This is a genomic window from Pseudomonas sp. R76, assembly GCF_009834565.1.
In the GTDB taxonomy this organism is placed as follows: Bacteria; Pseudomonadota; Gammaproteobacteria; order Pseudomonadales; family Pseudomonadaceae; genus Aquipseudomonas.
The window spans coordinates 861,263-874,523 of record NZ_CP019428.1; the positions used below are offsets into that span (position 1 = coordinate 861,263).

The following is a 13,261-nucleotide window of genomic DNA, read 5'->3' on the forward strand; positions in this document are numbered from 1 at the left end:
GCCCCTGTGGGAGCCGGGCTTGCCCGCGATGCAGGCGCCTCGGTGTCTCAGTGAGACCGATGTAATGCCATCGCAGGCAAGCCAGCTCCCACAGGGGCATTGTTTGCCGTTGGGGCAATGTTGTATCAGCGGTTACCGTCTACCGGGTCGATATCGGCCAACTCGGCCTCATCCAGCCCGTTGCCGCCGCCAATCTCATCCTCGTCGACAATGCTCAAGTCGTAATCTGCCGGGCTGTCCTCGCCTTCTTCCCGGGCATCCCGCGCGCCATCCTCATGGATCAGCGTTTCCGGGCTCATGTCATCGTCAGTTGGCTCATGGTCGGCCGTCGAAGCGCCGGTCATGCCCGCTTCGCGTACCCGTTCGTCGGGCATCAGCTGCTCGCGCTCTCCCGGTGGAATCTCATCACCGATTTCGGCCGTCGGCTCTTCCTCGTCGAAGTCCAACTCGCGCATCGAGCCCATGCGGTCTTCGTTGTCATCAATCGGTTCCGGCTGTGTAGCGCCGTAGGGACGTCGTGATTCAGTCATGGCCAATCCTCATACTGTGGGGCTTATAGTGTGTGGACAGGCACGGCGCCCTAAAGATTCAAGCTAATTGACGCTTTGCGTGACCCGGACGAGCGGTTGTCTGTCACACAGCTGCGCATCATTCCTGAGGCTTTCCCTGATGAACGAACTACAAGACCTGCTTGATAACAATGAACGCTGGGCGGACGCGATCAAACAGGAAGATCCCGAATTCTTCGCCAAGCTCGCCCGCCAGCAAACCCCGGAATACCTGTGGATCGGCTGCTCCGACGCCCGCGTGCCGGCCAACGAGATCGTCGGCATGCTGCCAGGTGATCTGTTCGTGCACCGCAACGTGGCCAACGTGGTGCTGCACACTGACCTGAACTGCCTGTCGGTGATCCAGTACGCGGTCGACGTGCTCAAGGTCAAACACATCCTCGTCACCGGCCACTATGGCTGTGGCGGCGTGCGCGCCTCGATGCAGGACCGCCAGTTCGGCCTGATCGACGGCTGGCTGCGTACTATTCGTGACCTTTACTACGAAAACCGCGACGTGCTGGCCCAGTTGCCGACCGAAGAAGAGCGCGTCGACCGCCTCTGCGAGCTGAATGTGATTCAGCAGGTCGCCAACGTCGGCCACACCAGCATTGTGCAAAACGCCTGGCACCGCGGGCAGAGCCTGTCGATTCACGGCTGCATCTACGGCATCAAGGATGGCCGCTGGAAGAGCTTGAACACCACCATCAGTGGCTTTGAGCAACTGCCGCCGCAATATCGCCTGCGCCCGTTGGGTGACGCTTAATCGCGTTTGTCACGGTCGCGCTGCTCCAGGAACCGCTGGCCTTCCGGGCTGAGCTGTTCCTCTGGACCTTTGATCCAGCCCCGGCAGTTGGGGCTGGCGCATTCACAGGCAAACTGGCGGGGCAGGACGTCGCCGGTGGTGGCGTAGTCAATAGTCAGCCATGTGTCGGCGGCAATCGGCATGACTGACCAGAGCTCCAGATAGGACGTGTCGAAGTACACATTCGGCTCGCAGGAGTGTTGCAGCTGGCCGCACACCCACGGGTCATACAGCCGGATGCGCGCCGATATCTGGAAGGTATGCAGGCGGCGTTCGCTCAACGCATAGCCGAACACCTTGGCGATGAGCGTGCGGCTGTCGAAGGCCACGCGAGACTTGATGCCCACGGCTTCGCCGTTCTCGTCGCGTACCAGCTCAAATTGGCGGGTCGACGGGTAGCCGCACTCCGCCAGCGTTGTCGCAAACGGGTAAAGGCAGTCATCGTCCGCGCCAGCAGCCTTATCCTTGGCTTGAGTTTTCATCACTCTCCTTGGGTGGGCTGCATCGACCTGCGAATGGTGTCTGACTGCCAGTCTTGCAGCGAATGGGCCCAGCTCAAGACTCGCCGAACAGATAGCCGATTGCTACTGTCAACTTTGACAGTAGCAATCGGCTATTTTTTATGCGCACTACAAGGCGGGTGCGGTGATGGCGGGCGTTGGGGCAGGAGTCTTCAGTTGTTTGAGCTGTGCCTTGATCGGGGGCGTGGCGCATTTGGCGTTGGCTTGCTCCGGGGTCAGGTTACGGACCGAGGTGTAGAACAGCTCACAGGTCTGCTCCTTGCGCGTGACCTGCCAGGTGTTGATGCACGCCTTGAGCAACACGTTCGGGTCGCTGGCAGGTTTCTGCCCCATGCCGGCCTGCCAGCAGGCAGCGCTCAGGTCTTGCCCCATCACCTTCAAGCCGGCTTCGTCGGCTTTTTGTTCATTGCCGTCGTAGGTTGCCGGGTCTGCCGCATACCAAATGTAGCTCGGGTGGTTGGCGCCCAGCACCGACACGGTTTTGCCCGCTGCCGGGCTGATCTGCGCCAGGCCCAGTACGCCTACTGTCTGGCCGTATTGTTGTTTGATCCAGCTGCGCACCGGTGCGCCGAACGCCACCATCGGCAATGAGCCGCTGGTGCGCAGGCTCAGTTCCTTGACCATGCGTGTCTGATAGTCGGTGAAGTAGCTGTAGACGCTTTCAAGGTCCTTGCCCGCGTTGGACGGTGCGGCGATCGGGGCGATATCGATGATGGTCTGGTAGGCCGGGGTTTCGGTAGCCGGGATGCCATTGTCGGTGAGCAAGGTGGCCCAACGGTCAGTGGTGGCCGATTCCAGGTAATCCTGGGCCTGGGTCAGTGAGTAATCCGGTGGGAAGTGCAGCAGCTCGATGCTTTTGCGGTTTTCCAGGGCCATGCCCAGTGGCAGGAACAAGTACCAGTTGTAAGCCCACTTGCCGTCACTGTTGAGTTTGCTCGCGCCTTGGTAGGCGAGGTCAGCGGTATTGAGCAGCGTGGTCAAGGGCTGGCCGTAGTGGTCGGGCACGCCGCTGAAGGTGGCTGAGACCTGGCCATCGTGGGTTTTCACACTCACCTTGGCACGGCTGTAGCCGTCGCGCTGCAGGCTCTGGTTCAGGTAATGCTCGGCGGTTTGCTCCAGCGTCCATGGCCGAAAGCAGATCACGTTGCAGTTATTGGGAAACGCGAACAACTGGGTGACGCGTTGCGTGCTGCCCAGAGGTACTTCGATATCGGCGTGTACGACCGCACTGGCCAGCAGTGCGGCCAGGGTGAAGGACAGCCTGGTCGGTTTAAGCATAGTTGGTTCCTTGTCAGCGAAAGCCCGTCTGCGCGGGGTGAAAGCCCACCCCCACACAGTAGCGGCTGCCCCGTAAAACCGCGTGTTAAATCGCCAGGCGTGTCGCTTTTGGATAAGAAACCCTACACCTTGAATTGCAACGCGTTGCTCAAGTCGCCCATGGGCTTCTGGCCGCGGGCGGCCATGGCGTCATCGCGCAGCTTGAGGCCGTCGAGCTTCTCCAATTGGAACACTCGGGTGATCAAGCGCAAGATCGACGCGGTGTCGTAAACCGTGTGGTCCACCGTGCCTTTGCGCGCAAACGGCGACACCACCAGCGCCGGAACGCGTGTGCCCGGACCCCAGCGGTCGCCCTTGGGCGGTGCGACGTGGTCCCACCAGCCGCCGTTTTCGTCGACGGTCACCACCACCACCATATTTTTCCACTGCGGGCTTTCCTGCAGCACCTTCAAGGCGCGGGCAATATGACGGTCGCCCGAAGCCACATCCGCATAGCCGGCGTGCATATTCAGGTTGCCCTGAGGCTTGTAGAAGCTCACGGCAGGCAACTTGCCGGCCTCGGCGTCGGCGAAGAATTTGTTGGTGCTCGACTCATCACCCAGGCCGCCGTCACGCAGGCGTTTATCCCGCTCGACGCGGTTCTCTGGCCCTTGCTGCTTGAAGTAGTTGAACGGCTGGTGGTGGTATTGGAAGTTAGGAATCTTTGGAATGCCGCCCGAGTCCTTGAACTGGTCGAGGGTCGCTTGCCATGCCCCGGCGTACCAGGCCCAGTCGATGTTCTTTTTCGACAGCTTGTCGCCGATGTGCTCGTGGGTTTGCGGCACCAGCACGTTGGGCAGGTCGGGTTTGGAATAGTCCGGGTTTTCCGGGTCGCGGATCCAGGTCGGCCAATAGGGCGGGGCCAAGGTGTTCACGCCATAACCATCGGGCGTCAGTGCGCTGGGGCCGAACTGCGGCGGGCCGGTCATCGCGCTGGCAGGGGACTTGTCCAGCGGCTTGAGGCGCGGGTCGGTGGGGTCATCGCTTTGCAGCGTGGCGATCTGCGCCTTGGCCACCGATTGCGCGGCGTTCGGATAAAACGGCGCGGTGGCGCTGATCAAGTACTGATGGTTCAGGAATGAGCCACCAAATGCGCCCTGGAAAAAGTTATCGCAGAGCACAAACTCCTTGGCCACATCCCACAGGCGCAGGGAATAACGGCTCTGGGCGTAATAGCCCATCACCAGGCCGCCGGAATCGGCCCAGGCGACAAAGTTGTCGTTCTTGCCGCCGTTGATCTGCATCTGGTTCTGATAGAACACGTGCCACAAATCGCGGGTGACCAGGCTCAGCGGCAGGTCTTCGGCGTTCGGGCCTTTGAGCGCGAAGGGTGCGTTGGGCAGGTTTTGCTGGAATTGCACTTCGCTGGGGTAAGTCACCCCGTCCACACTTTGCGGGCCGACTTGCAACACGCCGCCCCAGACGGGTGGCAGCGTGGTCAGCAGGCTGCCGTCGCGGTCGCGTTGTTGCGCATCCGCCGCAGAAAGCGCCGACAGGGGTTTCTCAACCCCAGGGAAGTCCGCAAACAAATTGTTGAAGCTGCGGTTTTCGGCATAGATCACCACCACGGTTTTCACCTGGTCGTGCAAGGCCTTGTCCAGTTCCTGTGGCGTGAGCGGCCGCGTCGCCGGCGTGCTCGGGGCCTCGCTGGTATTGCCGCAGGCACTCAAGGTCGCGCCGACCCCCAGCACCGCCGCGCCCCCGAGGAAACGCCGGCGGCTGGTGTCCACCGGCGGTTGGGCGATGGAATCGGGGGAAGGGCGGTCTTCGTGCTCGTCACTCATTGCTGGGAGTCCCTGCGGGGTGGTTGTTGCAAGATATTTCGCAGGACGGTAGCAATGGAATATGACGAAAAGAAGACAGTTATGCGGATGAGACGATTACAGCAGGCTCAGTACCAAATGGCTGCCGGCACGCAAGTACTCCACTTGGGCCGTCACCGCGTCTTTGACGATGGCTTCGCCAGTAGCGGTCAATTTGAGTTTTTTCGCATCGCGGACACTGGTCTGCAATAGCTGCATGGCGACATCCATGGCTTTTTGGAAGGCTGTGACGTTGTTATGCAGACCAAACTCCTGAATAACGGCAGCCATGCGTCGATCCGCGTCGTCTCGCAGGGTGATGTACTCACAGAACGATACGTGGTCGTCCTCGTAAATTTCTTTGAGCAACTCTTCCAGCGATTTGGATAGGGGCGTCATCGGATTTTCCTTGGCTTTTGTGAGAGGGAATCCGAGTCAGGTTAATCAAAGGCGATTGTCGTGGAAGTCAGGGTTTGCCGTCGCGTGAAGTGGGAAAACCCTATGCAGTTCGCCGGGGGACGGCAATTCAATGTGACGGAATGAAGAGATGGATGCGAGGAGCCAGGCATGTCTACACGCGCCGAGCACTGCTAGACTGGCTCGATAATGGATGTCACCGAGGTGAACCGTGAAACCTTCAATCGCCCTTGATCTAAAACGAGCCGCTGTCAGAGAAGTTGTCGGCCGTTTTCGCATCTCAAACCCAAGAGTATTTGGGTCTGTATTACTGGGTACGGATCAAGAAGGCAGTGACCTTGATTTACTGGTCGATGCTCCGCCAGGAACCACCCTTTTTGATCTTGGTGGGCTTCAGGTAGAGCTTGAGGATTTGCTGGGCGTTAATGTGGACCTGCTGACGCCTGCCGACTTGCCTTTGAAGTTTCGGGAGAAAGTGTTGGCTGAGGCGCGGCCGGTATGACGGCAAATCGGCTCGGGGATTATCTGGATCACATAATCTGTTGAGGCGCCTTCCAGTGGCTCCTTTATGACTGCACTTACTGCAACAACAAGTGCAGTCAGCCGCTGATCGCGTATTACGGCATCACCGGCGGCAAATATTTCAACGTCGTCCCCAGCGCCCACAACAGGAACAACACCAGCGGCGTGTGCACCAGCAACTGCACAAACGAAAACCCGATCAAATCCCGCGCCTTGAGCCCCAGCACGCCCAGCAGCGGTAGCATATAGAACGGGTTGATCAGGTTCGGCAGCGCCTCGGCGGCGTTGTAGATCTGCACCGCCCAGCCCAGGTGATATTGCAGGTCATTGGCCACTTGCATCACGTAAGGCGCTTCGATGATCCACTTGCCGCCGCCCGACGGAATAAAGAAGCCCAGCACCGCCGAGTACACACCCATCAACAGCGCGTAGGTGTCGTGGGAGGCGATAGAGGTGAAGAAGGTCGAGATATGGTGCGCCAGGGTTTGGCCGTCGCCGCCCTTGACCACGGTCATCAGCGCCGCGATGGAGCCATACAGCGGGAACTGGATCAGCACGCCGGTGGTGGTCGGCACGGCACGCGCCACCGCATCGAGGAAGCTGCGCGGGCGCCAGTGCAGCAGGGCGCCGACCATGATGAACAGGAAGTTATAGGTGTTCAGCCCCGAGATCGCGCTGATCGCCGGTTTGGTCGAGAACTCATGAAACAGCCAGCCGGCTGCCAGCAACGCCAGCAGAATGGTCAACAGCGGGCTGTGTTCCAGCCATTCGCCGGGGCGGGTTGGCGCTTGAACCTTGGGCAGGTTGAAGGCCGGGTCGACGCCGCAGGCTTTTGCATCACGGGCGCTGTTCGGCCCTGGCGCAGTGGCGTAGGCGATGATCAGCGAGACCACGATCAGCGCCAGCAACATCACCCCGGATTGCCACAGGAAGATCGTGTCGGTGAACGGAATCACCCCGGTAATCGACAGAATCGACGGTGGCAAACTGGCCGGGTTGGCCTGCAACTGCGCGGCCGACGACGACAGCCCCAACGCCCAGACTGCGCCAAGGCCCAGATAGGCCGCAGCACCGGCTGCGCGGTAATCCATGCGCAAATCGGTACGACGCGCCAGCGCGCGCACCAGCAAGCCGCCGAACACCAGGGACAAGCCCCAGTTGAGCAAAGACGCAACCATGGAAATCAACGCGACCCAGGCCACGGCCGAGCGGCCGTTCTTCGGGATGCGCGCCAGGCGGTCAATCAGCTTCACCGCCGGGGGCGAGCTGGCCACCACGTAACCGCCGATCACCACAAAGGCCATCTGCATGGTGAACGGGATCAAGCTCCAGAACCCGTCACCAAAGGCTTTGGCGGCCTCGGTCGGCGCGGCGCCCATGCCCAGGGTCGCCACGGCGACGATGATCACCGCGAGGGCGGCAAACACCCAGGAGTCAGGAAACCAGCGTTCGGCGAAGTTGGAACAACGCAGGGCAAATCGGGCATAGCGGCTTTCTTCGATAGCATCGGCCACGAGGCATTCCTCTTGTATTTATTATGGGTGTTGGCAGTTTTACGGCATGTTCCGCTACGGCCATTGATAAGGGAATGCAGTTATCTTCATCGATCCATGAGTAAAACAAATATATCTGTCGCGATTGCCATCATTGGGCTCAGCTCATAACCTGCACGCCATTTTGTTTGTCTGCCGAGCTTGCACATGACTGCCACCCTCTCCCCACAGGCGCAGCGTTTTTCCCGCTCCGACTACAAAACCCTGGGCCTGGCCGCCCTCGGCGGTGCCCTGGAAATCTACGACTTCATTATCTTCGTGTTCTTTGCGCTGACCCTCAGCCAGCTGTTTTTCCCGCCGGAAATGCCCGAGTGGCTGCGCCTGCTGCAAAGTTTCGGCATCTTCGTGACCGGCTACCTGGCACGACCGCTCGGCGGCATCCTGATGGCGCATTTCGCCGATCACCTGGGGCGCAAACGCGTGTTCAGCCTGAGCATCCTGATGATGGCGCTGCCGTGCCTGCTGATCGGGATCATGCCGACCTACGCGCAAATCGGCTATTTCGCCCCGCTGATCCTGCTGGTGCTGCGTGTGTTGCAAGGCGCGGCGGTGGGCGGCGAAGTGCCCAGCGCCTGGACCTTCGTCGCCGAGCACGCCCCACGTCATCACCGCGGCTACGCCCTGGGCTTCCTGCAAGCCGGGCTGACCTTCGGCTACCTGCTCGGCGCACTCACCGCGACGCTGCTGGCGCAAGTCTTCACCCCGGCCGAAATCCTCGATTACGCCTGGCGCTTCCCGTTCCTGCTCGGCGGCGTGTTCGGCGTGATCGGCGTGTGGTTGCGCCGCTGGCTCAGCGAAACCCCGGTGTTCCTCGAAATGCAGGCCCGCCGCCAGGCTGCGGCTGAAATGCCGCTGCGCACCGTGTTGCGCGATCATCGCGCCGTGCTGCTGCCGGCGATGATCCTCACCTGCGTGCTCACCTCGGCCGTGGTGGTGCTGGTGGTCATCACGCCGACCATGATGCAAAAGACCTTCGGCATGAGCCCCAGCCACACCTTCGCCTTGAGCGCGCTGGGCATCGTCTTCCTGAATATCGGCTGCGTGCTCGCCGGCTTGCTGGTAGACCGCATCGGCGCCTGGCGCGCAGTGCTGGTCTACAGCCTGCTGCTGCCGGTGGGCATTGCGGTGTTATACGCCAGCCTGATCGGCGGCGGCGTGTGGCTGGGCGCGGCATACGCCGTGGCGGGCTTGAGTTGCGGCGTAGTCGGCGCGGTGCCGTCGGTGATGGTCGGGCTGTTCCCGGCGCAGGTGCGGGTATCGGGGATTTCGTTTACCTACAACATTGCCTACGCGCTGTGGGCTAGCACCACGCCGCTGCTGTTGATTGCGTTGATGCCGACCAGCCCGTGGATTTGCGTGGGGTATTGCGTGGTGATGGGCGCGGTGGGGGTGGTGAGTGTGGCGCTGTTTGGCAAGCGCCACCCAGTAAACGCTGTTACAAATGGCACTTAGGGCCATCAATTGACGGGTATTGCCGCCGTTCCTATAGTCACTTTCACTTCTGAACGGTATGTAAAACCTTATGACGCAGACTGCCTTTATCAATCCCGCCATCCTGTCCTGGTCTCGCCAGCGGGCGGGGTTGTCTGAGGCGCAAATTGCCAAAGGCCTTGCTCTCAAAATCGTAAAGGTGAAGAGGTGGGAGGGCGGGCAGAACCTTCCTACTTTCAACCAGGCGCAAAAGTGGGCAGTTATTACGCAAATTCCCTTTGGCTTTCTCTTTCTTAAGGCTCCTCCGCAAGAACATCTTCCGATTCCAGACTTACGTACTGTGGGCGGTGTGTTTCCCCACAAACCTAGCTTGAACTTGATGGACACCGTAAGAGACGTGCTCCGTAAGCAAGACTGGTACTTGGAATACTTGCAGGATCACGAACGAGCTCCGCTGCCCTTTGTTGGACGTTTCAATAACCACTCGCCGATCAAAGACGTGGTCGCAGATATTCGTCGCGTACTTGGCGTGACGGATGCCTTTGCTCGAATGGGTTACGAAGACTATGTAAGGGCTTTGGTGAGTGGTGCGGAAGAGGCCGGAATTCTCGTCATGCGAAGTGGTGTTGCCTTGGGCAACACCCACAGGAAACTCGATGTCAGTGAGTTTCGAGGTTTTGCGATCAGCAATCCGATGGCCCCGGTGGTTTTCATCAACAGTGCGGACGCTCCCACGGCGCGGCTTTTTACATTGATGCATGAACTGGCGCATATATGGATTGGTAGCACGGGCGTGTCTGATGGCAGCAGTCAAAGCGCCCGTCAGGAAGAGGCCTTCTGCAATGCGGTGGCGGGAGAGTTTCTAGCGCCGGAACTCATTTTTCGAGCGCATTGGGTTTCCGATGTTCACTGGGAAGAAAACCTGGGGCCTTTGGCCGGACGCTTTCGTGTCAGCGCATTGGTGATTGCACGGCGCGCCCGTGATCTTGGCTACATCAGTAATGATCAATACGGCGCTTACTACCGTCGGATCCTGCAGGAGTATCGAGATAAAGACGGTAGTGGAGGCGACTACTACCGCACAGCGGCTATCAGGAACAGCACTCGGTTGAGCAAGGCCGTTCTCGCAGAAGCACAGAGCGGGCGAATTTTGTTGCGGGACGCAGGAAAATTGCTGGGTGTACAGCCAGCTAAGCTGAAGACTTATGGGATGAAACTATCGGCATGAAGCATCTATTGGATTCGAATACATTAATCGAGGCCAAGAACCGTTATTAAGGGATGACGATCTGCCCAGGCTATTGGGCATGGATACTTCAGCAGCATCAGGCCTTGGAAATTGCCAGTATTGTTCCAGTCAGAGACGAACTAGCCAAAGGCAATGATGAGTTGACGCTGTGGGTAAAGGGGAATGCTGGACTGTTTGAAGACTCGAGTGATCAACAGACCCAAGCGGCCTTTGGGAATATTGTCTCAAGAATTGCCGAGCAAGTACCGGTGATGAAGGCCGGCGCACTGGAAGAGTTTCTTGAGGGGGCAGATGCTTGGCTAATCGCCAAGGCGATGACGACAGGGGCCGTGGTTGTCACACATGAAGTCTACAACCCTGACATCAAGCGCAAATACACCATTCCCAACGTGTGTGCTCTGTTTGGCGTTCCCTACATGAACACCTTCGAGTTGCTCAGTAAGCTCGACGCTCGTTTCGTTCTGCATCACTGACGAAGTGAGGGGAAGCGCGCTCCCCCTCGTTACAAGTTCTTCAGGTCAAGAAGTGCCAGAGCACCAGCGTACCCACCAAACCGACAACAGAAACAATCGTCTGCAACACCGACCATACCCAAATCGTCTGCTTGAGTTGCAAGCCGAAGTACTCGCGCACCATCCAGAACCCGGCGTCGTTGACGTGGCAGAAGAACACCGAGCCGGCGCCAATTGCCAGCGCCACCAGTGAACTCTGGGTCGCCGCCAGCCCGGCCATCATCGGCGCGAGAATGCCCGCTGTGGTGGTGGTGGCGACGGTCGCCGAGCCGGTCGCCTGGCGCAGGGCCACGGCGATCAACCACGCCAGCAGCAGATACGGCATGTGCGCGCCTTCAGCGACTTTACTGATGGTCTGGCTGACGCCGGCGTCCAATAGCGTTTGCTTGAGGCCGCCACCGGCGCCGATGGTCAGCAGCAACACGGCGATGGGCGCTAGGGCTTTACGCAGCGTGTTGCCGACTTCGGCGCGCGGCATGCCGGCGGCCCAGCCCAGGCAGATCACTGCGGCGATCACGGCCAGGCCAAGGGCGATCAGCGGTTCACCAAGGAACTTCAAGGTCAATGCCACTGGGTTTTCCGGCGACATGGCGACTTTGGCCAAGGTGCTGCCGAGCATCAAAATTACTGGCAACAGGATGATCAGCAGCGACACACCGAAGCTCGGCTGGCGCGGCGCCTTGGGCGGTGCGCTGAACAGCGCGCCGATGTCGGCCGGTTCATCCACGTGCAGGCGCTTGGACAGCCAGTTGCCATACAGCGGGCCGGCGAGAATAACCGCCGGCACCGCCAGGCAGAAGCCCAGCAACATGGTCAGGCCCAGGTCGGCGTGCAGCGCGCTCACCGCAATCAACGGCCCCGGATGCGGTGGCATCAAGGCGTGCAAAGTCGTCATGCCGGCCAGCGCCGGAATGGCGATTTTCAGCAGCGGCTGGTTCGAACGTTTGGCCATGACAAAGATGATCGGCACCATCATCACCAGGCCTACTTCGAAGAACAGTGGCAAGCCGATCACCATGGCCACCAGCGCCATCACCCACGGCAACGACTTGCCTTTGCCCAGCCCGAGCAACGTGGTGGCGATACGGTCGGCCGCGCCGGATTCGGCCATCAATGCACCAAGCATCGAGCCCAGGGCAATGATGATCCCGGCTTCACCGAGGATCGCACCGGCGCCTTTGCTGAAGGCCTTGGCGACTTCTTCCGGGGGCAACCCGGCGCCCACACCGGCGATAAACGTGCCGATCAGAATCGACAGGAATGGCGGCAGTTTGGTCGCGCTGATCAACACAATGATGCTGGCGATCGCCAGCAGAACGCAGAACATGAGGCGGGTGTCGTGAACCATCCACGCGGCAGTCGATAACTCCAAAACGGGACTCCTTATCGAACAGGTTGGCTAATTTGTTTCTTTTTGTTTCCTGCTGGAAAAGCATACCTGATAGAACTGTTCCAGAGCGTTCATGTGCGATTTTGGTGCGCAGCGTTTAACGGCGACCTGTCGCGCGTATGACAAATTTGCAACCCATGCGCTGGGATTTGGCCTATAGCTCTATGATCAACGCACCCCACCTTTTGAGGACATTTCATGAGCGCAGGACATAACCACGGCCAGGCCCGCGCCGGCCACGAGCGTCTTTTATGGATCGCGCTGGGCCTGACCGGCAGCTTCATGATTGCCGAGGTGATCGGCGCCTTTATCACCGGCAGCCTGGCGCTGTTGTCCGACGCCGCGCACATGATGACCGACGCCCTGGCCCTGGCGATTTCCCTGGTCGCGATCCAGGTCGCCAAGCGCGCTGCCGACCGCAAACGCACCTTCGGTTATGCGCGTTTCGAGATATTGGCGGCGGCGTTCAATGCGTTGCTGCTGTTCGCCGTGGCGTTTTACATCCTGTATGAGGCCTATCAACGGCTGCAGGCACCGGCTGAAATCCAGTCCACCGGCATGCTGGTGATTGCCGTGCTGGGGCTGGTCGTCAACCTGATTTCCATGAAGCTGCTCAGTGCCGCCAGCGGTGAAAGCCTGAATGTGAAGGGCGCTTACCTGGAAGTGTGGAGCGACATGCTCGGCTCCATCGGTGTGATCATCGCGGCGGTGGTGATCATGTTGACTGGCTGGGGCTGGATCGACTCCGTGGTCGCGGCGGCCATCGGCTTCTGGGTTTTACCGCGCACCTGGACCCTGCTCAAGGAAAGCATGAACGTGTTGCTGCAAGGCGTGCCGGATGGCATCGATATCGATCAGGTCGAGCAGGCAATTCGAGGTGTGCCGGGCGTGAAGGACGTACATGACCTGCATATCTGGGCGCTCACCAGCGGCAAGAACGTGCTGAGCACGCACGTGGTGGCGGATTCGGCGCTGGGCACCGAGCAACAGATCCTCACGCGGGTGACGGAATTGCTGCACGAACAATTCGATATTTCCCACGTCACCTTGCAGGTCGAAGGCGAAGGTTTTCAGCACGACGAGCATGATGAGGTGCATGCCTGATCCAGGCTAACGGATTTGTAATGTTGCGCCCACCGCCCTGATAAGTAACGAAAGCTACATTGCCCCCGCTGGGAAATCTCAGCGACTTCA

General features: G+C 59.7%; 13 protein-coding genes. 6 read left to right on the forward strand and 7 right to left on the reverse strand.

Features of this window, described 5'->3' with window-relative positions; translation table 11 throughout:
- Positions 1–125: 125 nt before the first annotated feature.
- Positions 126–530, reverse strand: a complete 405-nt coding sequence (locus tag PspR76_RS03700) for a serine kinase/phosphatase (protein WP_159954014.1) — start codon at positions 528–530, stop codon at positions 126–128.
- 139 nt (positions 531–669) lie between these two features.
- On the opposite strand from PspR76_RS03700, the gene can reads away from it, so the two are divergent.
- Entirely contained in the window at positions 670–1,314 is a 645-nt protein-coding gene (gene can / locus PspR76_RS03705; protein WP_159954015.1) for a carbonate dehydratase, read from the forward strand.
- On the opposite strand, the gene PspR76_RS03710 is transcribed toward can, so the two are convergent.
- The 4 genes from PspR76_RS03710 to PspR76_RS03725 all read right to left on the reverse strand — a co-directional run bounded on the left by PspR76_RS03710 (position 1,311) and on the right by PspR76_RS03725 (position 5,392).
- On the reverse strand, positions 1,311–1,835 hold the full coding sequence (locus tag PspR76_RS03710; protein WP_159954016.1) for an SET domain-containing protein-lysine N-methyltransferase: 525 nt from the start codon (positions 1,833–1,835) through the stop codon (positions 1,311–1,313). The genes can and PspR76_RS03710 overlap by 4 nt on opposite strands.
- A gap of 147 nt (positions 1,836–1,982) precedes the next feature.
- Positions 1,983–3,152 carry a hypothetical protein gene (locus PspR76_RS03715; RefSeq protein ID WP_159954017.1) on the reverse strand — a complete coding sequence of 390 codons (1,170 nt, stop codon included), beginning with the start codon at positions 3,150–3,152 and terminating at the stop codon, positions 1,983–1,985.
- A 122-nt stretch (positions 3,153–3,274) separates the two neighbouring features.
- On the reverse strand, positions 3,275–4,975 hold the full coding sequence (gene acpA / locus PspR76_RS03720; protein ID WP_159954018.1) for an acid phosphatase: 1,701 nt from the start codon (positions 4,973–4,975) through the stop codon (positions 3,275–3,277).
- 96 nt (positions 4,976–5,071) lie between these two features.
- Entirely contained in the window at positions 5,072–5,392 is a 321-nt protein-coding gene (locus PspR76_RS03725) for a hypothetical protein (protein ID WP_159954019.1), read from the reverse strand.
- Between the two features lie 229 nt (positions 5,393–5,621).
- Here PspR76_RS03725 and PspR76_RS03730 point away from each other — a divergent pair, with 229 nt between their 5' ends.
- Positions 5,622–5,912, forward strand: coding sequence for a nucleotidyltransferase family protein (locus PspR76_RS03730; protein WP_159954020.1), 291 nt, complete (start codon positions 5,622–5,624; stop codon positions 5,910–5,912).
- Positions 5,913–6,027: 115 nt separating this feature from the next.
- On the opposite strand, the gene PspR76_RS03735 is transcribed toward PspR76_RS03730, so the two are convergent.
- Positions 6,028–7,446 (reverse strand): short-chain fatty acid transporter, encoded by a 1,419-nt coding sequence (locus tag PspR76_RS03735; protein WP_159954021.1) that lies wholly within the window; start codon positions 7,444–7,446, stop codon positions 6,028–6,030.
- Between the two features lie 186 nt (positions 7,447–7,632).
- On the opposite strand from PspR76_RS03735, the gene PspR76_RS03740 reads away from it, so the two are divergent.
- From PspR76_RS03740 to PspR76_RS03750, 3 genes are all read left to right on the forward strand, one after another.
- Complete coding sequence (locus tag PspR76_RS03740; RefSeq protein WP_159954022.1) at positions 7,633–8,937, forward strand: MFS transporter; 1,305 nt, start codon at positions 7,633–7,635, stop codon at positions 8,935–8,937.
- Between the two features lie 70 nt (positions 8,938–9,007).
- Positions 9,008–10,144, forward strand: coding sequence for an ImmA/IrrE family metallo-endopeptidase (locus PspR76_RS03745; RefSeq protein ID WP_159954023.1), 1,137 nt, complete (start codon positions 9,008–9,010; stop codon positions 10,142–10,144).
- A gap of 53 nt (positions 10,145–10,197) precedes the next feature.
- The gene (locus tag PspR76_RS03750; protein ID WP_237235719.1) at positions 10,198–10,638 is read left to right on the forward strand and encodes a DUF4411 family protein; all 441 of its coding nucleotides are present in this window, start codon (positions 10,198–10,200) and stop codon (positions 10,636–10,638) included.
- Between the two features lie 40 nt (positions 10,639–10,678).
- Here the strand turns inward: PspR76_RS03750 and PspR76_RS03755 are convergent, their stop codons facing one another.
- Positions 10,679–12,049, reverse strand: coding sequence for a GntT/GntP/DsdX family permease (locus PspR76_RS03755; protein WP_159954024.1), 1,371 nt, complete (start codon positions 12,047–12,049; stop codon positions 10,679–10,681).
- Between the two features lie 216 nt (positions 12,050–12,265).
- Between PspR76_RS03755 and PspR76_RS03760 the strand changes: the two genes are divergently transcribed.
- Complete coding sequence (locus PspR76_RS03760) at positions 12,266–13,171, forward strand: cation diffusion facilitator family transporter (protein ID WP_159954025.1); 906 nt, start codon at positions 12,266–12,268, stop codon at positions 13,169–13,171.
- Positions 13,172–13,261: the final 90 nt, after the last annotated feature.